25 protein-coding genes are annotated in these 23,294 nt (G+C 48.5%); 13 read left to right on the forward strand and 12 right to left on the reverse strand.

Going from position 1 to position 23,294, the window contains the following annotated elements; genetic code table 11:
• Positions 1-6 precede the first annotated feature (6 nt).
• Positions 7-1,275 carry a dicarboxylate/amino acid:cation symporter gene (locus tag GWC95_RS16165; RefSeq protein ID WP_161819751.1) on the reverse strand — a complete coding sequence of 423 codons (1,269 nt, stop codon included), beginning with the start codon at positions 1,273-1,275 and terminating at the stop codon, positions 7-9.
• A 249-nt stretch (positions 1,276-1,524) separates the two neighbouring features.
• On the opposite strand from GWC95_RS16165, the gene GWC95_RS16170 reads away from it, so the two are divergent.
• The 3 genes from GWC95_RS16170 to GWC95_RS16180 all read left to right on the forward strand — a co-directional run bounded on the left by GWC95_RS16170 (position 1,525) and on the right by GWC95_RS16180 (position 4,559).
• Positions 1,525-3,141, forward strand: coding sequence for an amino acid permease (locus GWC95_RS16170; protein WP_161819752.1), 1,617 nt, complete (start codon positions 1,525-1,527; stop codon positions 3,139-3,141).
• A gap of 212 nt (positions 3,142-3,353) precedes the next feature.
• Positions 3,354-4,076: a YebC/PmpR family DNA-binding transcriptional regulator gene (locus tag GWC95_RS16175; RefSeq protein WP_161819753.1), complete on the forward strand. Its 723-nt coding sequence runs from the start codon at positions 3,354-3,356 to the stop codon at positions 4,074-4,076.
• A gap of 84 nt (positions 4,077-4,160) precedes the next feature.
• Entirely contained in the window at positions 4,161-4,559 is a 399-nt protein-coding gene (locus GWC95_RS16180; protein WP_161819754.1) for a thiol-disulfide oxidoreductase DCC family protein, read from the forward strand.
• On the opposite strand, the gene GWC95_RS16185 is transcribed toward GWC95_RS16180, so the two are convergent.
• Both GWC95_RS16185 and GWC95_RS16190 read right to left on the reverse strand, forming a co-directional pair.
• A complete protein-coding gene (locus GWC95_RS16185; RefSeq protein WP_161819755.1) occupies positions 4,560-4,967 on the reverse strand; it encodes a DUF1801 domain-containing protein in 408 nt (135 codons plus the stop codon).
• Between the two features lie 158 nt (positions 4,968-5,125).
• Positions 5,126-5,314 carry a DUF3606 domain-containing protein gene (locus GWC95_RS16190; RefSeq protein ID WP_161819756.1) on the reverse strand — a complete coding sequence of 63 codons (189 nt, stop codon included), beginning with the start codon at positions 5,312-5,314 and terminating at the stop codon, positions 5,126-5,128.
• 174 nt (positions 5,315-5,488) lie between these two features.
• Between GWC95_RS16190 and GWC95_RS16195 the strand changes: the two genes are divergently transcribed.
• Positions 5,489-6,412, forward strand: coding sequence for a 3-keto-disaccharide hydrolase (locus GWC95_RS16195; RefSeq protein ID WP_161819757.1), 924 nt, complete (start codon positions 5,489-5,491; stop codon positions 6,410-6,412).
• Positions 6,413-6,569: 157 nt separating this feature from the next.
• Here the strand turns inward: GWC95_RS16195 and GWC95_RS16200 are convergent, their stop codons facing one another.
• The 4 genes from GWC95_RS16200 to GWC95_RS19935 form a co-directional block, all read right to left on the reverse strand.
• Positions 6,570-6,752 (reverse strand): hypothetical protein, encoded by a 183-nt coding sequence (locus GWC95_RS16200; protein ID WP_161819758.1) that lies wholly within the window; start codon positions 6,750-6,752, stop codon positions 6,570-6,572.
• A 9-nt stretch (positions 6,753-6,761) separates the two neighbouring features.
• On the reverse strand, positions 6,762-6,938 hold the full coding sequence (locus GWC95_RS16205; protein ID WP_161819759.1) for a hypothetical protein: 177 nt from the start codon (positions 6,936-6,938) through the stop codon (positions 6,762-6,764).
• 135 nt (positions 6,939-7,073) lie between these two features.
• Entirely contained in the window at positions 7,074-7,331 is a 258-nt protein-coding gene (locus tag GWC95_RS16210) for a hypothetical protein (RefSeq protein WP_161819760.1), read from the reverse strand.
• Positions 7,332-7,451: 120 nt separating this feature from the next.
• Positions 7,452-7,574 (reverse strand): hypothetical protein, encoded by a 123-nt coding sequence (locus GWC95_RS19935; RefSeq protein WP_262886307.1) that lies wholly within the window; start codon positions 7,572-7,574, stop codon positions 7,452-7,454.
• Positions 7,575-7,858: 284 nt separating this feature from the next.
• On the opposite strand from GWC95_RS19935, the gene GWC95_RS16215 reads away from it, so the two are divergent.
• The gene (locus tag GWC95_RS16215; RefSeq protein WP_161819761.1) at positions 7,859-9,577 is read left to right on the forward strand and encodes a M28 family peptidase; all 1,719 of its coding nucleotides are present in this window, start codon (positions 7,859-7,861) and stop codon (positions 9,575-9,577) included.
• A gap of 24 nt (positions 9,578-9,601) precedes the next feature.
• Here the strand turns inward: GWC95_RS16215 and GWC95_RS16220 are convergent, their stop codons facing one another.
• A complete protein-coding gene (locus GWC95_RS16220; protein ID WP_161819762.1) occupies positions 9,602-10,522 on the reverse strand; it encodes a sugar phosphate isomerase/epimerase family protein in 921 nt (306 codons plus the stop codon).
• A 22-nt stretch (positions 10,523-10,544) separates the two neighbouring features.
• A complete protein-coding gene (locus GWC95_RS16225) occupies positions 10,545-11,519 on the reverse strand; it encodes a Gfo/Idh/MocA family protein (protein WP_161819763.1) in 975 nt (324 codons plus the stop codon).
• 206 nt (positions 11,520-11,725) lie between these two features.
• On the opposite strand from GWC95_RS16225, the gene GWC95_RS16230 reads away from it, so the two are divergent.
• The 3 genes from GWC95_RS16230 (at position 11,726) to GWC95_RS16240 (ending at position 14,398) form a co-directional block, all read left to right on the forward strand.
• Complete coding sequence (locus GWC95_RS16230; RefSeq protein WP_161819764.1) at positions 11,726-13,063, forward strand: Gfo/Idh/MocA family protein; 1,338 nt, start codon at positions 11,726-11,728, stop codon at positions 13,061-13,063.
• Between the two features lie 39 nt (positions 13,064-13,102).
• Positions 13,103-13,963 carry a sugar phosphate isomerase/epimerase family protein gene (locus GWC95_RS16235; protein ID WP_161819765.1) on the forward strand — a complete coding sequence of 287 codons (861 nt, stop codon included), beginning with the start codon at positions 13,103-13,105 and terminating at the stop codon, positions 13,961-13,963.
• A 228-nt stretch (positions 13,964-14,191) separates the two neighbouring features.
• A complete protein-coding gene (locus GWC95_RS16240) occupies positions 14,192-14,398 on the forward strand; it encodes a cold-shock protein (protein ID WP_161819766.1) in 207 nt (68 codons plus the stop codon).
• A gap of 175 nt (positions 14,399-14,573) precedes the next feature.
• Here GWC95_RS16240 and GWC95_RS16245 read toward each other — a convergent pair whose 3' ends face one another.
• Positions 14,574-15,971 (reverse strand): hypothetical protein, encoded by a 1,398-nt coding sequence (locus tag GWC95_RS16245; protein WP_161819767.1) that lies wholly within the window; start codon positions 15,969-15,971, stop codon positions 14,574-14,576.
• Between the two features lie 116 nt (positions 15,972-16,087).
• Between GWC95_RS16245 and GWC95_RS16250 the strand changes: the two genes are divergently transcribed.
• From GWC95_RS16250 to GWC95_RS16265, 4 genes are all read left to right on the forward strand, one after another.
• Positions 16,088-16,654 (forward strand): RNA polymerase sigma factor, encoded by a 567-nt coding sequence (locus GWC95_RS16250; RefSeq protein ID WP_161819768.1) that lies wholly within the window; start codon positions 16,088-16,090, stop codon positions 16,652-16,654.
• 10 nt (positions 16,655-16,664) lie between these two features.
• Positions 16,665-17,012: a hypothetical protein gene (locus GWC95_RS16255; RefSeq protein WP_161819769.1), complete on the forward strand. Its 348-nt coding sequence runs from the start codon at positions 16,665-16,667 to the stop codon at positions 17,010-17,012.
• Positions 17,009-17,578: a Spy/CpxP family protein refolding chaperone gene (locus GWC95_RS16260; RefSeq protein ID WP_161819770.1), complete on the forward strand. Its 570-nt coding sequence runs from the start codon at positions 17,009-17,011 to the stop codon at positions 17,576-17,578. Before GWC95_RS16255 ends, GWC95_RS16260 begins: the two co-directional genes overlap by 4 nt.
• Positions 17,579-17,667: 89 nt before the next feature.
• The gene (locus GWC95_RS16265) at positions 17,668-18,072 is read left to right on the forward strand and encodes a hypothetical protein (protein ID WP_161819771.1); all 405 of its coding nucleotides are present in this window, start codon (positions 17,668-17,670) and stop codon (positions 18,070-18,072) included.
• An 810-nt stretch (positions 18,073-18,882) separates the two neighbouring features.
• Here the strand turns inward: GWC95_RS16265 and GWC95_RS16270 are convergent.
• Together GWC95_RS16270 and GWC95_RS16275 are read right to left on the reverse strand one after the other, a co-directional pair.
• Positions 18,883-20,076: a pyridoxal phosphate-dependent aminotransferase gene (locus tag GWC95_RS16270; RefSeq protein WP_161819772.1), complete on the reverse strand. Its 1,194-nt coding sequence runs from the start codon at positions 20,074-20,076 to the stop codon at positions 18,883-18,885.
• Between the two features lie 93 nt (positions 20,077-20,169).
• Positions 20,170-20,565, reverse strand: a complete 396-nt coding sequence (locus GWC95_RS16275) for a DUF1573 domain-containing protein (RefSeq protein WP_161819773.1) — start codon at positions 20,563-20,565, stop codon at positions 20,170-20,172.
• 198 nt (positions 20,566-20,763) lie between these two features.
• Between GWC95_RS16275 and GWC95_RS16280 the strand changes: the two genes are divergently transcribed.
• Entirely contained in the window at positions 20,764-23,154 is a 2,391-nt protein-coding gene (locus GWC95_RS16280; protein ID WP_161819774.1) for an alpha-ketoacid dehydrogenase subunit alpha/beta, read from the forward strand.
• Positions 23,155-23,294: the final 140 nt, after the last annotated feature.

Genomic DNA, 23,294 nt, shown 5'->3' on the forward strand with positions numbered 1-23,294 from the left:
AGAAAATCAGATTTCTGCGGGCACGGCCACTGCCTCCTGCGTTGGGCCAAGCGAATTTTCCCACTTGCTTACAACACTTGTTGCGAGTGCGTTTCCGAGCACATTGGTTGCGGTCCTGAACATATCGCAGAAGTGGTCGATGGGCAGGATCAATGCGATGCCTTCCGGCGGAATATGGAACATGGCGCAGGTTGCCGTTACCACCACCAACGATGCACGCGGAACGCCGGCGATGCCCTTGCTTGTTAACATCAGCACCAGCAGCATGGTCAACTGCGTGCCTATGTCGAGCTGTATGCCATACGCCTGCGCGATGGCGATACTGGCAAACGTCATGTACATCATACTTCCATCAAGGTTGAAAGAATAACCGAGCGGAAGGATGAAAGAAACAATTTTATCCTTACAGCCAAACTTCTCCAGCTCATCTGTAAGTTTCGGGAACACCGCTTCGCTGCTCGTTGTACTGAAGGCGATGATCAGCGGAGGGAAGATGTGCCGCAGCAATTCGGGCAACCGTTTTCTCAGCACGATGAACCCCACCAGCAGCAATACCGCCCACAACGATGCGATGCCGACCAGGAAATACAACAGGTATTTTCCGTAGAACACAAACACTTCCAGTCCCTTGGTAGCGATCACCGCGGCGATGGCCCCAAAAACACCAAGCGGTGCAAAGTTCATTACATAATTGACCATACGGAGGATCACGTGTGCAACGGCATCGAGGCCTTTTACAACGATCCTGGCCTTATCACCCAGGGCCGCGGTTGCGATGCCGAAGAAGATACTGAAGATAACCAGTTGCAGGATCTCGTTGTTGGCCATCGCCTCTATCACACTTTTGGGGAACACGTGTTCCACGAATTTCTGGATGTTGAATTCCTGTGTTTTTCCAACCAGGTCCTTTGCCCCTGCAACATCTGCATTGTTCAGATCGATGCCCGCGCCCGGTTTGAAAATATTCACCAGCACCATACCCAGCAAAAGACTCGCCAGCGAGGCCGTGATGAACCACAACATGGCCTTGCCGCCCACGCGCCCCACGGTTTTGAGATCACCCAGTTTGGCAATGCCCACCACGAGCGTGGAAAATACCAGCGGGGCAATGATCATCTGTACAAGCCGCAGGAAAATAGTGGTGAGCAGCTTTATGTTGGTAGAGAACGATTTTATAAAATCCGGCGAGGATTGCGTATGGATCACGTATCCCAGTATGATCCCCAAAATCATTGCAATAACTATATATAAGGTAAGCCGGTTAGATTTCTTCATTGTCGCAGGCAAATTAGTCTCGCAATATAAGGTGTTTTGCGCTTTGGTAGTGCCCGGCACAGCGGCGGGGCATTGGCTGTTTTGCACCGGGCTTTGGTAATAAATGGACAGTATTTCACGGAAAAACGGTCAAAAGCCAATCGTTGACGGCTAATAGCCGATGGCTTTCCCAAAACTTTTACCTGTTAAACCCAATAAATCCCTATTTTTCCGGAACTTTTTTAATAAAGAAAACTTAACCACTGTATTATGAGTTTATTCAGAAAAAAATCTCTCAGCGCCATGCTTGCTGTTGCGCAGGATTCTGAGAAAGGTTTGAAGCGAACGCTTGGCGCGGGTAACCTGGTTGCACTTGGTATTGGTGCCATCATTGGTGCGGGTCTTTTTGTAAGAACGGCCGCCGCTTCAGCAGAGGCTGCGGGCCCTGCAGTTACTTTGTCGTTTGTAGTGGCCGCCATCGGTTGCGCATTCGCCGGTTTGTGCTATGCAGAGTTTGCCTCTATGATCCCCATCGCGGGTAGCGCTTATGCGTACAGTTATGTTACAATGGGTGAGCTCATCGCCTGGATCATCGGCTGGGCACTTATCATGGAATATGCGTTGGGCGCCGCTACGGTTTCCATTGCATGGAGCGAATATCTAAACAACCTGCTGGGGGGATCCATTCCCTATGAATGGTGCCATTCCCCCTTTGAAAGTCTTCATAAAGTAACGGGCGACGCAGTAAACCAGGTGGTGGCTGCCCTCCCGGAAGCTGCCAAATCCGTAAAGAATGGGGTATTGATCCTCAGCGACGACCAGTTCAAAGCTTTGCCTGCCACCCTTACCGGTCTTGTATCGGTTACCAGCGGTATCATGAATGCACCGGCACTGATCATTCTTTTGGCGCTTACCTTATTGCTGATCAAAGGATCACAGGAATCTGCATTTGTAAACATGATCATCGTGTTCGTAAAAGTGGCGATCGTGCTTTTGTTCATCGGCTTCGGATGGCAGTTCATCAAACCGGAAAACCATACACCTTACCTGATTCCGGAAGGAACCGTCGGACACGAAGGCTTCTTCAAATGGGGATGGGGTGGTGTTCTTGGTGGCGCGGCCATTGTATTCTTCGCATTCATCGGTTTCGACGCGGTTTCTACGGCGGCACAGGAAGCCAAGAATCCAAAACGCGACATGCCGATCGGTATCCTCGGCTCACTGGTTGTTTGTACGATCCTTTACATTTTATTCGGACACGTATTGACCGGCGTGGCCAACTATACCGAATTTGCTACTGCCGGTAAAGAAGCTTCTGTAGCCTATACGATCCAGACCTATATGAAAGGATACGAGTGGCTCGGCACCAGCGTTACGGTTGCCATTCTCGCCGGTTTCTCTTCGGTGATCCTGGTGATGTTGATGGGCCAAAGCCGTATCTTCTATACCATGAGTAACGATGGATTGATCCCTAAAGCTTTCGGGGAACTCCATCCTAAATACAAAACACCTTACAAGGCCAACTGGATCCTGTTCGTATTCGTGGGCGCATTCGCGGCATTTGTGCCGGGTAGTGTAGCGGGCGATCTGACCAGCTTTGGTACATTGTTCGCCTTTGTACTGGTGAGCCTGGGTGTTTGGATCCTCCGTATCAAATCACCAAACATCGAGCGTCCGTTCAAAACGCCATTGGTGCCGATCGTTCCGATCCTGGGTGCGATTGTTTGCCTCGGTATGATCGTTGCCCTCGACGCACAAACCCTCAAAGTTGCTTTCGCATGGATGGCCATCGGGTTGATCGTTTATTTTGCTTACAGCAAGAAAAGAAGCAAACTCAACAACCCTTCGGAGATCCTTCCGAATGCATCGGATTTTGAGAAACAGTAATTCCCGAGGCGCAGGCTTCGGCCAGGCGCTTATCATATAAAATTGCAGACAAAATGCGACCGCGCTTACAGCCGGTCGCATTTTTGTTTTCCAGGGAGGATCGGGCCCCGTTGATAAATAGTTTCGCGGCCCAGAGCGCCCGGCCCGCACCCAAAAAACCACCACGTAAAGCGAAAAGCTTTATTTTTGCGCCCTTACAAACAAAGAACACTATGGGAAGGATCTTCGAAGTACGTAAAGCCACGATGTTTGCCCGTTGGGACAGGATGGCCAAACAATTTACCCGCATTGGAAAAGAGATCATTATCGCGGTAAAGGCCGGCGGCCCCGATCCTGCTACGAACCCTGCACTGCGCAGGTGTTTCCAGAACGCACGAAGCGTGGGTATGCCTAAGGACCGTGTAGAAGCGGCCATCAAACGCGCGCAGGGCAAGGATACCAGCAATTACGAGGAAATATTATACGAAGGCTACGCACCGCATGGCGTGGCGCTGCTTGTAGAAACAGCCACCGATAACCACGTACGTACGGTGGCCAACGTAAAGAGCCATTTCAACAAAGGCAATGGCGCAATGGGAAACACCGGCTCGGTAAGTTTCCAGTTCAAGAAAATGGGGGTGTTCAAATTGAAACCGGAGGGCTTGAACATGGACGACCTGGAGCTTGAACTGATCGACCATGGCCTGGAAGAATTGGGCGAAAGCGCAGACGACAACGGCAACCCCATCATCGTGCTCCGATGCGCCTTTGTAGATTTCGGCAACCTGCAAAAAGGGCTCGAAGAAAAAGGCATCACACCTATCAGCGCAGAACTGGAATGGATCCCAACCACTACCGTTCCTGTTACAGACGAGCAGGCCGAAGATGTAAGTAAACTCATCGAAAGGCTTGAACAGGATGAAGACGTGAACAAGGTGTTTCACAACATGGGATAAATCGGTCAGGAGCCGGGACGAGCAATGCATATCAACCGCATCGTTCCCTGCTCCTGGCTCAAAACCTTTAATTCCTGACCTCCTATGCCTGGCATCATCCTTTTCGATGGCGTATGTAACCTCTGCACAGGCTCGGTGCAATTCGTGATCAGGCACGACCCTGCAAAATATTTCCGTTACGCATCCTTACAGGGAAAGACAGCGCAGCAATTGCTGGACGCTTACCACCATTTGCCCGCTACGGTAAAAGACAGTTTCATTTTACTTGAGAACGGTAAGATCTATACGCGTTCAACCGCGGCGCTGCGGGTTATAAAGAAATTGAATGGATTATGGCCGCTGTTATACATCTTCATCATCATTCCGCCATTCATCAGGAATGCAGTATACAACCGGATCGCGCGAAACCGTTATCGCTGGTTCGGTAAAAAAGATGCGTGCTGGGTACCAACAAAAGAATTGAACGAGCTTTTCCTGGAATGATCAGGGTGTTTCTTTGATCCATTTCTTCACCACCTTTACCAACCCTTTTTTCTTTTCTTCAACTTCCGTTTCACTAAAAAATTTTACAACGGCCCGGTCGCCCGATAACCACTCGAGCAGCCCCGTATCGTCTTTGAACAGCGGCTCTTTGCCAACCCCGGCCTTTGCCCTGGCGCCGCGGTGAAAAACAAGAAGTATGCAATCGCTTTTGTGTAAGCTGAAAGTGATCCGGTCGTCGCCCGCAAAACAAAAACTGGGCGCGTTCCATTTGATGTGCTCGGTGATGGATCTGTCTGCAGCCAACACCAGCAAGCGGATTGCTTCCACACCCCGTTTCAATGGATGATCCAACTTTTCCATAAAAACCGCCACTTCTCCAGGGCCGGAAAGTTTTTTTGATTTTGCCATGATCGAAAGATAGGTAACCCGCCACAGGAAGGCAAGTGTAGTAGGTTGTTTTTCCCAGGATCTATAATAAAACTAAAAATGATTTCCCTCAAATAAAAAACCGGCGATGCATGGTTGCCCACACATTGCCGGTTCGTTAAATATTTTCAGAGGCCGGATTAAGCCGCCTGTGTTTTTTCCTGTAAACGCTGGATAGTTTTGTAAATCGAGTACCCGGTTTCTTTAAAAATTTCCTGGATCTCTTCCTGGCTCGTGTTGTACTTCTTGGCCCAATAACCGATCTCCTGCGATGCATTGAAATTTACCTGAGTGTTGTTCCTGTCTACTTTTGCTATTCTCTTGATCATGACTTTTTATTTTCAAATAGGTAGAGAAAATAATGTGCCAGTTTTTCCCGGTTTGGTTTTGGATCCGTAACCAGTTGTTTTTTGTTGAATTGGGGATTGGATTGCACAGTTACACATTTCAGTCGCTCCAATCCAAACAATAAAAACTTATATTGCTATCACAACATCCACATCATGAAATACATTTCCATTTCCATTGCCCTTCTTTTTACTGTTGCCACAAACGCAAAAATGCCGGACCCGCCTTCTGTAGAGGGGCGCTGGGACATAACCATTCATATGAGCGACAAAGACGTTCCCTCCTGGCTCGAGGTGATGCATTCGGGGAGAAAAACATTGATCGGCCGATTTGTTTACGCGTTTGGCAGCGCAAGACCCGTGGCCGAGGTAAAACCTGCAGACGGCAAATACCGTTTCAGCATACCACCACAATGGGAGCCGGGCGAGCGGAATATGGATTTTGAATTTGGCTACGAAGGCGATAGCCTGAGAGGAACCATGGTGTATACAGATGGAAAAACATACCAATGGTCTGGCGTGCGCGCGCCCTCCTTACGCAGGAAGGCCGAACCGGTTTGGGGCAAGCCCGTTGCATTGTTCAACGGCAAAGACCTCAACGGCTGGCATGCAGTTGGGAAAAACCAGTGGGTGGCGGAGAATGGTGTTTTGAAAAGCCCGCGATCAGGCTCAAATCTTGTTACGGACCAAACCTTCACCGATTTCAAACTGCACATCGAGTTCCGTTACCCGAAAGGAAGCAACAGCGGCGTTTACCTGCGCGGGCGTTATGAAGTGCAGATAGAAGACAACAAAGACATGGAGCCGCTGGTAGACAGGTTCAGCGCCATCTACGGCTTTATATCACCCAACGAAATGACAGCAAAGGCGCCGGGCGAGTGGCAGTCGTACGACATTACCATCGTTGGAAGAACAGTAACCGTGGTTGCCAATGGAAAAACAGTGATCTGCAGCCAGGAAATTCCGGGCATCACAGGTGGTGCAATAGACAGTAAAGAAACCGAACCGGGGCCCATATTGATACAAGGCGATCACGGTCCCGTTGAATTCAGGAACATCGTGATTACACCGGTAAAATAAGCCGGGGAATAGCATTAATAAAGAGGAGTAAAAGCGATCAAACAGGTCGTCGTTACTCCTCCTAGCTTAAATAAATAACGGATTGACTATCTGCTTCCAAAAAATGACCCGGAACAATTTTTCAAATTACGCCAGGCCCTGACTCCACGCCAGGTTTCTACCGTCTGTCGGGACTTGCTTCATCGATATCCTTCACAACAGGTGGTTTGCTCTTTATTGTAGATGATGAGCTTCGTTTTGTATCTGTTGTTTTGTTCGCATCTGCTGCGCGCAAAGCTGCCGTTTTGTTTACGGTAGTCTTTGTTTTAGGCTGTGGGGCCGGTGTTTTTTTTGCACTCATAAAAAGATTTTAATGTTTTAGAGAATCGGCTGTCTTGGCGCTGTAGCCATTGCTTGAATCTGCTGAAGTAACTGTGGGTGCCTGATCCTTACCGGCGCCGCTGGCAGGCGTACTTGTTTTATCAGATCCCGTACATGCCTGGAATACCATCGCAACCACAAGAAACAGGAAACTTATCTTTTTCATAAAATTGCTTTTAAGATGAACGATATCATTCATAAAAACAATAAAATCATGCCCCTTACGCCCTGTGCACAATTTTCTCCATAACCATCCTATCCAGGCTAGCGGTGGGCCGGACACTTCAAATGGACACCTTTACTATGCCTGATTGCCGAATACTTCGTCGAGTGTTTGACAGATGGTGCGGAGGAGTTGGTTATCCAGTTTATTGATCGCATCGCGATCAGAATGGGGAAGTGTTGCGCGGTAGTTCTTTTCTTCATCCGGCTCAAAGAGAAGTTCAGTTTCGTTTACCGTCACTTTTATTTTGTGGGTATAACCCATGGGTATGAGCTCGGCGGGGAAAAGCAATTCTTTTCCGTTGTAGGTTACGGGCAGCTCAAAATGCTCAGGCATGAGCTAAGATAAGGATCATCGTTGATGATAAGGCCCGGAAACAGGAATTCGAACGGAGCAGCTGGAAGCATGGTATTCGGTCTATACCATTACCCATGCCCTCCTATGCGTGCCCGGTCTTTAGGAAAGAAAGTTCTGCGTCAGCAATCCAACATACACTTCCGCAACTGGCTCGGGCAGTTTGAGTTTTTTCTTTTTACCACCTATGTTCAGAATGAAGGTCTTTAATTTTTTCTTTGTCATAAGTTGTGGTTTGAATAACAAATTAACTTCCTTTTCCCCGTTCGATCCTGCGTAGAACTACGCAAAATTGGGCGTGTTTTTACGGTTTTTGCGTTTCGGCGGGCGATTTTTCTCCACAAATCGCCCCGGGAACCTGCCTGGGTGGCTTCGGTAGCAATCGGCGGATCGAAAGACTGGTTTGTTACTGTATCAACTCTGTGTATGTACCGGCTTTTTTTGCCGGTTGCGGGATTCTTCTGATATTACGAGCCGGCCATCCAACACATACCAAATTCCTCTTACATATGAAGAAATTCAAGTTGTTATTCCTGCTCACTTTCATCGCTTCGTTTTCGTTTGCACAAAAAAGTACGGCCGTTGATGGTTATTACCCGCTGCTGCGCGCCGTGTACAATGGCGACAACGCATACAATACCGTTGGCTTTGTTGAAAAATACTGGCGCATTGCGGGAAACACAGGGTTCAATGAAAGCATCTTTCATGTGGAAAAAATATTACAGCAGGCCGGTTTTCAAAAAGAAACCAGCGGGGAGGCGGATGGGCCGCTCACCTACCGGATAGAAACAAGAAAAATGCGCAGGCCCACCTGGGAACCGGTTTCGTCTTCACTCACCATTGTTGGTGAAGACAAACCATTGCTTGAATCTGTTACCAACAGGAACATGATCGCCATCAACTCCGCAAGCACCCCGGCCGGGGGAACAACCGCTGAAATTGTTTACGTAGGCACCGGCGCGGCCAAAGAATTTGAAGGAAAAGACATTGCCGGAAAAATTGTTTTTGGCGAAACATCTGTGGGCGGCCTGTACCGGAATGCAATTGCCAGGGGCGCGGTGGGTGTGATCGGGTATTCAATGCCCAGATACACGCAGCCTGAAAAGAACATTCACTCCATACAGTTCCAGGGCATTTCTTACGATTCCACAAAACCTGTTTTCGGGATCGCACTGTCTTTCAACGCAAAAGAAAAACTGAAAACCGCGCTCGCAAAGGGCGTGGTAAAAGTGAATGTAAAAGTGGTTTCAAAAATTTATTGGTCGGATGAATTGACGATCGTTGCCAACGCACGCGGAACCGAAAAACCTGGTGAACGTTTTGTTTTCAGCGCACACGTGCAGGAGCCCGGCGCCAACGACAATGCCACAGGTGTTGGCACCCTGGCCGAAATGGCGCGTGTAACCGCAGCGTTGATCCGCGAAAAAAAATATTCACCCAAACGTACCATCACTTTTTTATGGGGCGATGAGATCGTATCTACGGGCCGCTACATCAAAGACGATTCCATACGCGCAAAAGGGATCAAGTGGGGACTCAGCCTCGATATGGTGGGCGAAGATGTTTCCAAAACCGGCGGAACCTTCCTGATCGAGAAAATGCCGGACCCTTCCGCTATCTGGACAAGGGGCAACGACAAACACACCGAATGGGGCGGTAGTGTTTTGAAAGAGTCGGACATGTTCCCGCATTATTTCAACGATTTTTTATTGAACCGCTGCCGGCAGCAGGCAAAGGGCAACGATTGGATCGTAAACTCAAATCCATACGAAGGCGGAAGCGATCACCAGCCCTTTTTAAATGCAAAGATCCCCGGTGTGTTGATGTGGCACTTTACAGACGTGTTCTACCATACGGATGGCGACAGGCTCAACATGGTTTCCGCAAAAGAAATGAAGAATGTGGGCGTAAGCGCACTTGCTGCCGCATTCACGTTGTGCGCGGCAGATGAGGATACGAATCTTTTCCTGATCGACGAACTTTCAAAAAACGCGAACGATCGTATACAGGATGAGTTTGCGCTCAGCAAAGCCGCCATCGCCAAAGGCGCCAAAGCCGGGGATGAACAAAAGATACTAAACACCTGGAACGACTGGTACCAGAAAGCATTTGAGCGCATGAGCGATATAAACACACAAGGCGTTACCGATAAAGTGGCGAAGAAGATCGAAAACGTGAAAGCGCTGCTTGATAAAAGTGTGAGTGATCTTGTATCGTTGCTGAAATAGATCGCTGTGCCGATCGAAAAAAAATCAACGGGCCATCGCCTTCTCCAAAGCCGTGCGCACCTTTTTCAAAAAAGGCGGAACGATCTGGAACGCATCCCCAGGGCTCAGTGTTTCAATCGGCAGGTAGCCACGATAAGAAGAATCAACAATGATCCTGCACAGTTTATCAAGATCCATGTCGTCTGACCTGCCATTGTAGTTTAATTTTTCTTTTACCTGCCAGTTCACTGCGTAAGGCGTTGTTTTGGCGATCTCGCTATAGGGTTCGTTGGTAACAAAACTTCCTGTATCGAGCACCAGCCCGAACCACTCGCTGTTCACCTGCTGCATGAAGTGGATGGTTTGATCGGCGGTCTTTATAAAATCGTTGTGGTTCTGCACTGCAACGATCACACCGAACTTTTTCCCGTGCTCAACGCAGGCCTTGATGTCTTCGATGATCCAGGCCGCCTGCTGGTTCCAGGTATAACCCGGCGTTTGCGTTTTAGCAGTGAAGATGCGGATCACCGGCGCGCCAAGTTTGGCGGCTGCTTCGATCCAGTTTTTTACCAGCGCGATATCGGCTTCCCTTTTCTTACTGTCGGGATCACCAAACTCGTTCCTTATTCCCGTTCCGCTTATTTCAACTCCCAGGCGATGCGCTTTGTTTTTCAGGTGATAGATGTATTCGTCAGATGGAACCTGCGGATAGCCGGGAAAATAATAGCCGGTCATATCGATCGCATCAAAATTTTCGCGCGCGCAGAATTCGATGAGCGCATCGAGATCTGTTTTTTTGTCCGCAAGCAGTTTGTTGAATGAATAAGCATTGAGGCTGATCTTAAAACGGTTCTTGTTCTGATCAGCAACTGCTCCCGCTCCCGCAAAAGACAATGTACCGGCGCCTACTGCGGCAGATGCCGTGAGCATGGATTGAAGGAATCTTCTTCTTTTCACTTGTGTCATCGCTTAACGTTTAGGGTACGCTTCATTTTCCGTATGCGAAACGCTCCATCACTTTCATAGATTGAATCGCATCGCCTGCTGAACAAGGATTCTCTCCTAGTTCTAAAAAATGTTTCACCACTTTTTCGATCATGGGTTGCTGTATGTGCTCCGGTGGTTCAAACTGCAATGTGTTTGTTTCGCCGCCCGTAGTTACTTTTACTTCATGACCAAAAACCGGGAATGAGATTTTTCCCAGCGATCCTGTGATCTCGCAAACATCCTGTGTTGCGCATTCGTTTACAACAAAACACCATTGCCCGTTGAACAGGACATTACCTGGCAACCGCATTACACCCGTTACCGCATCTTCTGCCTTGTACAGTTTCGCCTGGCTGGCGCTGATACCATATGCATCGGTTGGTGCGCCAAAAAAATAGAGGATGAGATCAAGCTGGTGCGGGGCAAGATCATAGAACAACCCTGCGCCTGCAATAGAGGGATCAACGCGCCAGTTGTCTTTTGTCTGCGTGATGATGGCCGGTTTATCCTGTTGCAGCATACTCAACCGTACGGTCCTGGTATCGCCGATCGCTTTTGTATCGATCAGTTCCTTTACTTTCAAAAACATCGGTAACGCCCGCCGGTAATGTGCGATACACAGTTTACTGCCGGTTTCGTCTGAAACAAGTTGCATGCGCTCGCAGGAAGCGGTATCAACCGACATGGGTTTCTCTACGTACACCGGTTTACCTGCGCGCATGGCGGCAACCGCGTATTCTTCGTGCGAGCCCGGCGGCGTGGCCACATAGATCGCGTTTACATCGGGGTCATTGATGAGTGAAGCAGCATCGCTGTACCATTTCGGAACATGGTGGCGTTTTGCGTAATCTTCCGCTTTGGCTGCATTCCTGCGCATCACGGCCACCAGTGATGAGTTTTGAACCTTGTTAAATGCCGGCCCGCTTTTCTTCTCGGTAACATCGCCGCAGCCTATGATTCCCCAGTTAATGTGCATTTGATTGTTGATTTTTTTTGTTGCGACAGAAAAGTTGCTCATCACCAAACTTACACCAACTTGATCCTTTGCACGCTGGAGCAACCACTCTTCAAATTAAATCAATAAACAACAACTACATCGTTTTCGTAAATTTAGGCAACCGGCAATCTTCTTTCCTGAAGAAAAAAACCAAAATTCACATACGGTTGCCAAATCATTTTGCCATGAAAAAAACGAGAAGGAATTTTCTTAAGAACCTTGCACAGGGTTCTGCTGTAATTGCCGTGGGCGGCGCCTCACAGGTGTTTGGTGCGAAGAGCTACAAACGCATCATCGGCGCCAACGACCGCATTCACATGGCGGTGATCGGCTGCAACGGACGTGGTGAGGCCATGGCCCCCATCTTCGCCAAACAATCCAATACCGAAGTGAACTTTATCTGCGACGTGGATGAAAAGGCAAGAACCAAAGGCATCAACGCAGTTACAAAAGCCGGTAAAGAAATGCCGCGCGGCGAAAATGACTTCCGAAAGATATTGGGCAACAAAGACCTTGATGCGGTTTACATTGCCACGCCCGACCACTGGCACGCACCCGCCACCATTATCTGCTGCGCCGCAGGCAAACACGTATATGTTGAAAAGCCATTGTCGCACAACCCGCGCGAAGGAGAACTGGCCATCGCCGCCGCAAGAAAATACAACCGTGTGGTACAGATGGGCTCACAGCGCAGGTCGTGGCCCCTGTTAACCGAAGGCATCAAAGCCCTGCACGAGGGTGCGATCGGTAACATTCACCTGGTAAAATGCTGGTATACCAACCAGCGCAAACCGATAGGAGTTGGTAAAACGGCACCAGTTCCAGCAGGGCTCGATTACGACCTGTGGCAGGGCCCCGCGCCGCGCAGGCCCTACAAAGACAACCTCATTCATTACAACTGGCACTGGTTCTGGCACTGGGGCACCGGCGAGGCGCTGAACAATGGCACACACGAAGTGGATGTGGCGCGCTGGGGCCTGAATGCAGATTACCCGCTCACTGTAACTTCCGCGGGCGGGCGTTATTATTACAACGACGACTGGGAAACACCCGACACACAAATGATCACTTTCACCTGCCCCAAGGCAACCATTTTATGGGAAGGGAAAAGCTGCAGCTCATTCAAAATACAAAACCTCGACCGTGGTGTTTTGTTTCATGGCGACAAAGGCATTTTGCTTACGGGCCACAATGGTTACACGATATACGACGAGAAAGGAACGATCCTGAAAGAAATAAAATCAAATGCAGTAATCGACGGAAGGAACACGATGAGCCCGAATGAAGGACTCGATGCCGTTCACGTTGCGGATTTTTTAGCATCCATCCGCCTTGACAAAAGGCCGAACGCAGATGTGGAAACAGGTTACAAAAGCACATTATGGGTGCAGCTCGGCAATATATCGCAACGCGTGGGCAGGAACCTGGCCATCGATCAGGCAAACGGGCATATCAAAGACGATAAGGCCGCAATGAAACTGTGGGGCCGTGAATATGAGAATGGGTGGGAACCAAAAGTGTAAAACGTCAGCAATATATCTTCATCAAAAAAAATAGACAGCATGTCATCACGCAGAAGTTTTCTTCAAAATACAGCGCTTGGAATTGCAGGTTCTGTAACCCTCCCTTTACTGGGAAAAGCAGCAGGTTTGCCTTCCATAGACGACAACCTCAACAGCGCGCAGGATGCCGAGCCATTGCCGGTGGGCGTTGCGGGGTATACGTTTGCGAAATTCGATCTCGACAAATCCATCGCGATGATGAAACGGCTTGGCGTATCCAATCTCTCCCTGAAAGAGATCCATCTGCCGCTCAATGCAAGCCAGGAAGCGGTAAACACGGCAATGGCCAAACTCAGGGAAGGCGGCATCAATGTATATACCGTGGGTGTGATCTACATGAAAACAAAAGAGGCCGTTGACCAGGCGTTCGCCTATGCAAAAAAATGCGGTGTAAACATGATCATTGGCGCGCCCTCATATGATGTGCTCGACCATGCGGAAGAAAAAGTAAAGGAGTACGATATCAGGCTTGCGATACACAACCACGGGCCAGAAGATGCTTTGTACCCGGGGCCGAAAGATGTGTACGACAGGATCAAAGACCGCGATGCACGTATAGGGCTCTGCATCGACATAGGCCATGCCACGCGCGCGGGTGTGGCGGTTGACAAGGCGGTGAAGGAATATAAAAAACGCCTGTTCGATCTTCACATCAAAGATGTGAGCGTTGCGGCAAAAGAGGGAAAAGCGATCGAGATCGGACGTGGCGCCATCAATTTTCCTGCACTGGTAAAGGCACTGAAGAAAACCGGCTACAAAGGCGTTTGCAGCATCGAATTTGAAAAAGACATGACAGACCCGATGCCGGGCATCGCAGAATCGATCGGGTACTTCAAAGGGGTGATGAAGGCGGCATTGTAAAAAAATGAACCCATAAGTACGGGGTTAGCAGCAGGAAATATGATCTGAAACAGATAGCATTTCCTCCAGTTAACCCCTTGTTTTTTGAGTCCATTTCACCGCCCTACCCGCTTTCAGCGGCAAAAATCCACGTCTAAATACCTTTTTTATGGCTTTGAAAGGCCTAAAAAGTACAAGAAACCATTATAAATGCCTACATTTAGATAACAAACATTAATAATTAACACTATGGCAACAGGAGTTGTAAAATGGTTCAACGACGCAAAAGGTTTCGGATTTATCACACCAGACGATGGTGGTGAAGATCTGTTTGCGCATTTTTCTGCTATCAACATGGGCGGATTCAAGTCACTCAAAGAAGGTCAAAAAGTATCATTTGAAATAACAGATGGTAAGAAAGGTAAACAGGCTGCTAACATCCAGTCTGCTGAATAATCTTATTTGATCGTCGTTTGGCCCGATTAACCACCGGGCTTGATCTCTATATTCTCTTGGAGTTTTTCAATTGAGTATAGAGATTTTTTTATGCGTAGTGGCGATCGGGCTACGCGCCCGCACCAATGGAAAAGGAACAAATCGGCTGGCTCGTCCGCATTCATTACAAGTATTTCTACTCATAACAATCCATCTTGCTCAACACCCTTCTTTTGTTGAAAGGATGAATGGACAGCAACAGGTAGGCACCTCCATTGAGCAACGGGTCTTTTTTAAACAGGATCCCGAGGTCGTGAAAACCCAGGGTCAAGGGCCCCGCCTTGAGTGCCGCACCCACCCAAAGCTGCCCCTGCGTATTGTATTGCACCGGCAGGTAAGCACCCAGGCCGATGGTTTCCCAACGCGGGGTGATGGTTAAAAGATTTAGTTCGCGCGTACGGAGTTTGTTGAAGCCCCCTGTAGAATAAAAATTCATGCTCAGTTCCCCATTCACATAAAAATTGTTGCCGAAGTTTTTGTCGATGTTGAGGATGAGGCGCGTTGGATTGCTGATGCTGAAATTGCTTTGCAGGTCGGTACTGTTTACAAATATGGTCTTTAAAGAATCGCCCAGGGCCCGCGCACTGCCGGCGCCGGTGAATTTCGCTTCCACATCGGCATCGTTGACCGATACGCGTGGATCGTTGTAAGTGCCTGAACCGGGGCCGGGTTTGAAGTTGTTGGCGCCCAGATCCATCAGGCTGAGGCCGATCTTCCAATCGTAATTGAGGTTGTGGTTGCCGTATGGGTTCTGGTCGCTGTTGTACAACATGTATTCAACACCAAGGCTCAACCCAAATGCGCCCAGTGTTTTCTGCAGGTAATCCTTCCCATCCGATGCACCAAGGTTCTCTGAATAACCCGCCACCAGCGTACCATTTGTAAAACTGAATGTGGTATCGTTCGAAAACTTAGACATCAGGTAACTGAATTTATTCAGTTTCGCATATCCTCCCGCCAATCCTTTCATGATCTGGAGGGTAATGCCCCCGCTCAGTTTAGAATGGCTGTTCTCAAACAATACCTGCGAATAATTAAGATCGCCCTCCAGCCACGAGGTATTGGTGCCATAACCCTGCAGGTAAGGCGTATTTGCATTTTGTACCAGGAAGCTGTTCAGGCTGCTGGTGGTATCCGAAAAATGAAAAGTCAGGGTTTTGATGTGCGAATAACTCCTTACCCGCAAACCCGCGTTTACCGCGCGCTGGTTGTTGATCTTGTAGAGAATGTTGAACAGGCTCATGTCTACATTCGCATGGTAAAACCGCGAGTGGTATTTATCCAATAGCGTGAGCGATGCGCCACCGCTGTTGCGGATCGTGAAGTTTTCGAGGTACGCGGAGTTGGTGCTCAGTTTCGCCTGCACAGAAAACAAGGTAAAATCCCATTTGTAGGCCGAATTGACCGATGCCGCGGGATTGTTGAAAACCGCTGTGCTTCCCGCATAAGCCGACCCATGCGTTGCCTGGTAGCCCTGGGCTTGGGAACCGGCAAACAACAGCACGGCAATCAACAGCACCCCTAATTTCTTCATAACAGTAAGTAACCCCGTTTTGGTGATTTTCAAAAATGGAAAATACGGAAGGTTTTATTCATTTTGGCCGAAGGTTTTTGTAGGTTGTAGCGTCTAACCTTTTAACCAGGGAATATTTGAACGACAGGGACTTCATCCTAAGCTTACAAAACGGTGACCAGCACGCATTTAGGCTGCTGGTGGAAACATGGCAGCACATGGTATACAATACCGTGTTAAGTATTGTCCAGGATGTTCAGGAAGCCGAAGACGTGGCGCAGGAAGTGTTTATACAGGTGTTTCAATCCATAAAGGGGTTCCGGGGCGATGCGAAGTTATCAACCTGGATTTACCGGGTGGCCGTTACCAAGGCGCTCGACGCCGAACGGAAAAAGAAATCCAAAAAAAGGATGGCCAACCTGCGCAGGTGGGTAGGTATGGGAGAAAAAGAAGACGAGCCCGTGCAGTTCCACCACCCGGGCGTGGCGCTTGATAACAAGGAGCGTGCATCCCTTCTTTTCAGCGCCATGCAGAAACTGCCGGAGAACCAGCGGATCGCCTTCACGCTCATAAAAGCCGAGGGGTTGAGTTACGAAGAAACGGCGGCCATCATGAACATAACCATCAAAGCCGTAGAAGCATTGATGCACCGGGCAAAAGATAACCTGAAAAAATATTTGCGGCAGTACTATTCGCAGGACTAAACAGATGTAAATGAAAACACGTTTACCCATGAACGAACAGATCGAACAAACACTAAACAGTATCGATACCATCGGCAGGGCCGATGCGCCGCCGTTTTTTTACACGCGCCTGCAGGCGAGGCTCGATAAAAAAAACGAGCAGGCCGTTCCGTTCTGGATGGTTGGTAAAAGATCCGTTCTTTCGCTTGCCACACTCGCGCTGCTGGTGGTCCTGAACATAGCGGCTATACGATCGTACCTGCATTCAGCAAAACAACCGGCAACAGAACAACAGCCGGCAAACGGTATACAGGCCTTTGCCGACACTTATAACCTGGGTGGATCGTCTGTCTTCACCGGTAAAACAACAGACCAATGAATTATTTCAACAGGAACAAATGGTGGGCGATCGCTTTTATGCTGCTGGTTGCATTGAATGTGGCCACGCTGCTCACTTTCTGGCTCGTTAAAGAAAAACACGGGCGGCCGCCCGGTCCGCCATCGGGTGTAGTTGATTTTCTGACAAAAGAATTATCGTTCGACTCGATCCAGAAACAAAAACTCGTGGAACTTCTTGAAGAACAACAACAAAACATGCGTGAAATACGCAGGAACAACCGCGGCGCGAAAGACAAGTTTTTTGCCTTGCTCAAACAGGATGCCATTCCCGATTCAGCAATAGAAAATGCGGCCAGGGAATCTGCCAGGTACGATTCGCAGATGGATGTGCTCACCTTTAAACATTTTCAACAGTTGCGGAGCCTGTGCAATGAAACGCAGAAGAAAAAATTCGACAATATTCTCCAGCAGGTGTTGCACATGATCGCACCACCACCGGGCGGGGGCCCGCGCGGAGGGCCGCCTCCGAATGGCGAGCACCCACCGCACGATGGACCGCCGCCGGGCGAGGACGGAAGAGAGCCGCCACCACAACATCCGCAGTAGTTTGTTTTTAAGAATTCAACAATGCGCCCGATGGCTTTATTTCGCCGGGAGGCAGATGATTCTAGTTACACCATTAAAAAAAATCACCCATGAATAAAAAAATCAAGATGCTGTTCTGTTGTGCAATGCTTGCAACCGCAGGCACTTACGCCCAACCGCAGCAGCCACCCAGGCCACCGAGCAACGAGGATAAATTGAAACATGTTTCTGAGAAGATCAACAAAGAGATTGCATTAACTGCTGCACAGAAAGCAAAAGTAGAAACTGCCTACAAGGATTTTTTTATTGAGATGGATAAGCTCCGTAAAAACAACCGGAATGGCAGGCCCGAAATGCCTCCACCACCACCGCTACCGCCAGGGAAAAAAGAAGACGTTGACAAACTCGTAAAAGCACGCGATGCAAAGATCAAAGCCGCGCTTACCGGGGCGCAGTATAAAAAATACAGCGAAATAGAACAAACCCTGCGGCCGCCGAGGCCGGCGGAACATTAGCAACGACCCCGATTCGGTTAAAGTTCCTGATCATAGTAAAAAGAAAAGCGCCGGGGCCGGCGCTTTTCTTTTTTAGCATTCACCAGTCTTCGCCGGTTTCATACTCAGTATTATATCAACACCCACCCTTAACGCCGCCAACACTTTATGGTCAACCTTTATTAGGACGAGGCATCTTTAACTCCGCTGCCTTCAGCTTTGCTTCCAGTTCTTTTATTCTCTGTTTTTGGAGATCTTTCATCGGTCGGCCCGTAGCTGATTGTGACGGGTATGCTAATTTACCGTATTTACGGCACCAGTCAAGTAGACGACTTTTACCTCCAATGTCGTACTTCTTTTGTACTTGTTTCTTGTTTAGGTGCCCCGATTCATAATCACGGACTACCTGCTTTTTGAACGATTCACTGTAATGAGGACAGGGGATCCACTTTTTAACTTGACCGTTAGTTGATCCATGTTTGCTGACTTTATGGTCAACCTTTATTAGGACGAGGCAAACGAAAAAAAGTCCCCTGTAGAAACAGGGGACGTCTTCGATTGCTTGCCATATAAGAAAAGAGATAATTATCAATTCGTTAACCCGAAACCTGCAAAAACCAGCACTTGTTGCTGTATGTTTGCTTTCGAATTCAAAGATAAGCATATCTTGGATACAAAATCAAGTTTTTCGTAAAAATTTTATCTTTTTTCTGATTTTTTCTTCAAAAAATGACAATTTAATGAACATTTGTTCATATTGAATTTATTGTCATATTAGTATCATTTCTTGCGATTTTTTACTAGAGCATTTGCAATTACCTGATAATCAGGTTATTTTTTGTTCGGGTATTCTTTTAATGCCTGTTCAAGGCAATTCATTGCGTTATTTATATCATTTAAATTTAATACATAGGCAAGACGAACTTCCTGCTTTCCCAGGCCCGCTGTTCCATAAAACCCGGTAGCGGGTGCGAGCATAACGGTCTGGTTCTGGTAAGAAAAACTTTCGAGCAACCATTGGCAAAACACATCCGCATCGTCAATCGGCAGTTTGGCAATGGCATAGAACGCACCGCCCGGGTTTGGACAGAACACACCCTCCATCGCATTCAAACGTTTTACGATCAGGTCGCGGCGCGATTTGTATTCGGCCTTCGTTTCGTCGAAATAATCTGCGGGCAGGTCAATGGCCGCTTCCGCCGCGATCTGCGCAAAACTTGGCGGGCTCAATCTTGCCTGCGCAAATTTCATCACCGCATCCAGCACCATTTGATTTTTTGTGATCAATGCACCTATCCTTCCGCCACAGGCGCTGTAGCGTTTGCTGATGGTATCCATAATGATCACGTTGTCGTCTACCCCTTCCAGGTGCATCGCGCTGATCTGCTTTCCCTCGTAACAAAACTCCCGGTAAGCCTCGTCTGAAAAAAGATAAAGATTGTGGCGGCGGATGATGTCGCGCAATTGCTGCATCTCCTCGTAACTGTATAAATAGCCTGTAGGATTGTTGGGGTTACAGATCACGATGGCCTTTGTTTTTGGCGTGATCTTTTTCTCGATCTCTTCGATCGGCGGCAGGGCGAACCCGTTCTCGATAAACGAAGTAACCGGCACCACGGTTACGCCTGCAGCTACCGCGAACCCATTGTAGTTTGCGTAAAAAGGTTCTGGTATGATCACTTCATCACCCGGATCAAGACATGCCATGAAGCCAAACTGTATCGCCTCACTTCCACCTGTTGTGATGATGATCTGGTTGTGGTTTACCTTAACGCCAACGCTTTCATAATAACCCACCAATTTTTTCCGGTAACTCTCGTTACCCGCGCTGTGACTGTATTCCAGTACTTTAAAATCACTGTGCCGCACTGCGTCCAACACCATTTTCGGTGTTTCGATATCGGGCTGGCCAATGTTGAGGTGGTATACTTTGGTTCCTCTTTTTTTTGCAGCTTCTGCATAAGGAACCAGTTTGCGAATGGGTGAGGCAGGCATCGCCTGTCCGCGTTGGCTTATCTGTAACATCCCGCAAAGATACCTCCACCCGTCACGTATGCCAAACAAAAAACGCAACCGGTTGAGATTGCGTTTCTGTTGTAAGAATTTCGTGTTGACCGGTTATTTGGTTTTTGTTTTTGCGGGTGCGGGTGCCAGCACTTCTCCTTCGATGGTTAATACCACGGGCAGCTGCTGGTCAAGGAATTTCACGTTCACATTCTTCTTGAATGTGCCCAGCGCTTCTGCATTGTACGTTACCTTGATGGTACTCGATTTTCCTTTGAGGATCGGCGCATTGCTGTAAACGGGCGTTGTGCAACCACATTCCGCATTTGCAAATTCGATCACCGCAGGTTTTGCGCCGTTGTTGGTAAAGGTGAAGGTATAGGTAACCGGAACTTTCTGTTTGATCTTTCCAAACTTGTGGGTTTTGGTAGCGAATACTATATCATTCGGCCCTTGTGCAAAAACAGCTACGCTGAAAACCATCGTGATAAGAAACAGTATTTTTTTCATATTGATTTTTATAGCGCAAAAATAAGCGATTAACGGATGCATGAAAGCCAAATTCGTGCCATTTTTTGTGGCAGGAATGGCGGGATGGGATTAGAATCGCATTAGGAAAACCGGAACTTATCCCCCGTATAATCACCGAATTTCTGAAACAAACTAATTTCCGTTAGTCTATTCGCCGTGTAATGCTATTTTTGCCCCATGGAACAAACACCATCACTTGGATACAAAGACGATATGCTTTCTTTCGAAGGCTTCCGCAACACCATCCTGGAAGATTACAGGATAGCCGTTGTGAGCCGTGAAGTGAGTTTGCTGGGCCGCCGCGAAGTGCTTACCGGCAAGGCCAAATTCGGCATCTTCGGTGATGGTAAGGAAGTGGCGCAACTGGCCATGGCCAAATATTTTCAGCCGGGTGATTTCAGGAGCGGGTATTACCGCGACCAGACCTTCATTTTTGCATCGGGCCTTTCAAACGTAGAACAATATTTTGCTCAGCTTTATGCCGACCCCGATGTAAAGAACGACCCCTTTAGCGCGGGCCGGCAGATGAACGCGCACTTTGCAACAAAATTTGTAGACGACAACGGCAATTGGCTCGACCTGGCCAACCGCAAAAATATTTCTTCAGACATGGCCCCTACCGCTTCGCAGATGCCGCGCGCGTTGGGACTTGCCTGGGCCTCTAAGTGTTTCCGGAGCGCAAAGCATGCAGATGTTTTTGATTCGCTCAGTCACAACGGAAACGAGATCTGTTTCTGTACCATTGGCGATGCAAGTACATCAGAGGGGCATTTCTGGGAAACCCTGAATGCAGCCGGCGTGCTGCAGATACCACTTGCGGTGTTTGTTTGGGATGACGGGTACGGTATTTCGGTGCCCAAGAATTTCCAGACAACCAAAGGATCTATTTCCGAAGCGGTAAAAGGATTGGAAAAAGAAGATACCACCAACGGCATCCGCATTTACAAAGTAAAAGCATGGGACTACGCAGGCATGTGCGAAGTGTTTGAAGAAGCATTGCAGAGAGTAAGGGAAACACATGTGCCCGTTTTGTTTCACGTAGAAGAAGTAACGCAGCCACAGGGACATTCGACCAGCGGAAGCCATGAAAGATACAAGAGCCAGGAGCGGCTGGATTGGGAGAAAGAATGGGACTGCATCAAGAAAATGAAAGAATGGCTGATCGAGACCGGCTTATCAACCGCAGAAGAACTGACAGAAATAGAAGCGGGTGCGAAGGAACATGTGCGCGAAGGCAAGAACAAGGCATGGGAAAAATACCAGGCGCCCATCAAGGAAACTGCGGCGCAGGCGGTTGAACTGATCCGTGGGCTGGTGGTGAATGATATGGAGAAATACAACTTCCTGCAGAAACTGGCGAACGATCTTCAATCGAACAGGGAACCCCTGCGACGCGATATCTTCCGCGCCGTTTCGCTCGCCATGGAAACAGCACCCAACTCGCCAACCATTGAGGAGATCAGGAATTTCTACAAAGAACAACACGCGCTCGGCAGAAAACTATACAACAGCGATCTCTACAACGAAGGGCCAAAAAGCGCGCTGCGTGTAGAGGAAGTAAAACCGATGATCGCATTTGATGCCCCTATGGCAAATGGATACGAAGTATTGAATAAATATTTCGACCAGCTCTTTGCGCAGAATCCATATGTATACGCATTTGGAGAAGACGTAGGGCATATCGGCGATGTGAACCAGGGTTTTGCCGGGCTGCAGGATAAGCACGGCAAAGACAGGATCTCGGATACAGGCATACGCGAACTCACCATCGTAGGGCAGGCCATCGGTTTATCATTACGTGGTTTGAGGCCGATCGCAGAAATACAATACCTCGACTATTTATTATACGGCCTGCAACCGTTGAGCGATGATGTATCTACCACGCATTTCCGCACCAAAGGACAACAAAGCGTGCCCATCATCATCCGCACGCGCGGCCACAGGCTTGAGGGCATCTGGCACAGCGGCTCGCCTATGGGTATGATCATCAATGCCGTGCGCGGTATGTATGTATGTGTACCACGCAACATGGTACAGGCCGCAGGGATGTACAATACATTACTGCGCGCCAACGATCCTGCTATCGTTGTTGAATGCCTGAACGGCTATCGCCTGAAAGAAAAGGTTCCGGCCAATCTGCTGGAGTTCACCGTGCCACTGGGGATCCCTGAAATATTGCGCGAAGGAACCGATATCACCATCGTTTCTTACGGATCAACATTGCGTATCGTGGAAGATGCCGTTGAACGCTTACAAAAAATGGACATCAGTTGCGAGGTGATAGATGTGCAGACACTTCTTCCGTTTGACATCAACCATAAAATAATTGAATCGCTCAAAAAAACCAACCGCATTCTTTTCGTAGACGAAGATGTTCCGGGTGGCGCGGCGGCTTACATGTTCAGCAAAGTAATGGAAGAACAGAAAGCGTTCCAATGGCTCGATGTTTCGCCAAGAACATTGACCGCACAGGCCCACAGGCCGGGTTACGGAAGCGATGGCGATTATTTCAGTAAACCCAATGCAGAAGATGTTGTGAATGTGGTTGTGGAGATGGTGAAGGAATAAACCAAAACACGCTAAGCTTCGTTGTTGGTCAGGCGACCAACAACGGCAAAGGCCGCAACCCTTTAAAACCCACAAAAAAGCCTGGTAATATTCTTACCAGGCTTTTTTGTGGGTTGATGGATGTTGGCCGCCTCACCAAA

It is taken from the genome of Sediminibacterium roseum, from assembly GCF_009939005.1.
In the GTDB taxonomy this organism is placed as follows: Bacteria; Bacteroidota; Bacteroidia; order Chitinophagales; family Chitinophagaceae; genus Sediminibacterium; species Sediminibacterium roseum.

Coding starts and splice junctions, on each gene's coding strand:
- GWC95_RS16215 (WP_161819761.1), top strand. CDS start 7,859: ATGAAGAAATTCAAGTTGTTATTCCTGCTCACTTTCATCGCTTCGTTT.
- GWC95_RS16190 (WP_161819756.1), bottom strand. CDS start 5,314: ATGATCAAGAGAATAGCAAAAGTAGACAGGAACAACACTCAGGTAAAT.
- GWC95_RS16210 (WP_161819760.1), bottom strand. CDS start 7,331: ATGCCTGAGCATTTTGAGCTGCCCGTAACCTACAACGGAAAAGAATTG.
- GWC95_RS16245 (WP_161819767.1), bottom strand. CDS start 15,971: ATGAAGAAATTAGGGGTGCTGTTGATTGCCGTGCTGTTGTTTGCCGGT.
- GWC95_RS16265 (WP_161819771.1), top strand. CDS start 17,668: ATGAATAAAAAAATCAAGATGCTGTTCTGTTGTGCAATGCTTGCAACC.
- GWC95_RS16230 (WP_161819764.1), top strand. CDS start 11,726: ATGAAAAAAACGAGAAGGAATTTTCTTAAGAACCTTGCACAGGGTTCT.
- GWC95_RS16195 (WP_161819757.1), top strand. CDS start 5,489: ATGAAATACATTTCCATTTCCATTGCCCTTCTTTTTACTGTTGCCACA.
- GWC95_RS16165 (WP_161819751.1), bottom strand. CDS start 1,275: ATGAAGAAATCTAACCGGCTTACCTTATATATAGTTATTGCAATGATT.
- GWC95_RS19935 (WP_262886307.1), bottom strand. CDS start 7,574: ATGACAAAGAAAAAATTAAAGACCTTCATTCTGAACATAGGTGGTAAA.
- GWC95_RS16220 (WP_161819762.1), bottom strand. CDS start 10,522: ATGACACAAGTGAAAAGAAGAAGATTCCTTCAATCCATGCTCACGGCA.
- GWC95_RS16170 (WP_161819752.1), top strand. CDS start 1,525: ATGAGTTTATTCAGAAAAAAATCTCTCAGCGCCATGCTTGCTGTTGCG.
- GWC95_RS16260 (WP_161819770.1), top strand. CDS start 17,009: ATGAATTATTTCAACAGGAACAAATGGTGGGCGATCGCTTTTATGCTG.
- GWC95_RS16255 (WP_161819769.1), top strand. CDS start 16,665: ATGAAAACACGTTTACCCATGAACGAACAGATCGAACAAACACTAAAC.
- GWC95_RS16200 (WP_161819758.1), bottom strand. CDS start 6,752: ATGAGTGCAAAAAAAACACCGGCCCCACAGCCTAAAACAAAGACTACC.
- GWC95_RS16280 (WP_161819774.1), top strand. CDS start 20,764: ATGGAACAAACACCATCACTTGGATACAAAGACGATATGCTTTCTTTC.
- GWC95_RS16175 (WP_161819753.1), top strand. CDS start 3,354: ATGGGAAGGATCTTCGAAGTACGTAAAGCCACGATGTTTGCCCGTTGG.
- GWC95_RS16180 (WP_161819754.1), top strand. CDS start 4,161: ATGCCTGGCATCATCCTTTTCGATGGCGTATGTAACCTCTGCACAGGC.
- GWC95_RS16205 (WP_161819759.1), bottom strand. CDS start 6,938: ATGAAAAAGATAAGTTTCCTGTTTCTTGTGGTTGCGATGGTATTCCAG.
- GWC95_RS16275 (WP_161819773.1), bottom strand. CDS start 20,565: ATGAAAAAAATACTGTTTCTTATCACGATGGTTTTCAGCGTAGCTGTT.
- GWC95_RS16270 (WP_161819772.1), bottom strand. CDS start 20,076: ATGTTACAGATAAGCCAACGCGGACAGGCGATGCCTGCCTCACCCATT.
- GWC95_RS16235 (WP_161819765.1), top strand. CDS start 13,103: ATGTCATCACGCAGAAGTTTTCTTCAAAATACAGCGCTTGGAATTGCA.
- GWC95_RS16225 (WP_161819763.1), bottom strand. CDS start 11,519: ATGCACATTAACTGGGGAATCATAGGCTGCGGCGATGTTACCGAGAAG.
- GWC95_RS16240 (WP_161819766.1), top strand. CDS start 14,192: ATGGCAACAGGAGTTGTAAAATGGTTCAACGACGCAAAAGGTTTCGGA.
- GWC95_RS16185 (WP_161819755.1), bottom strand. CDS start 4,967: ATGGCAAAATCAAAAAAACTTTCCGGCCCTGGAGAAGTGGCGGTTTTT.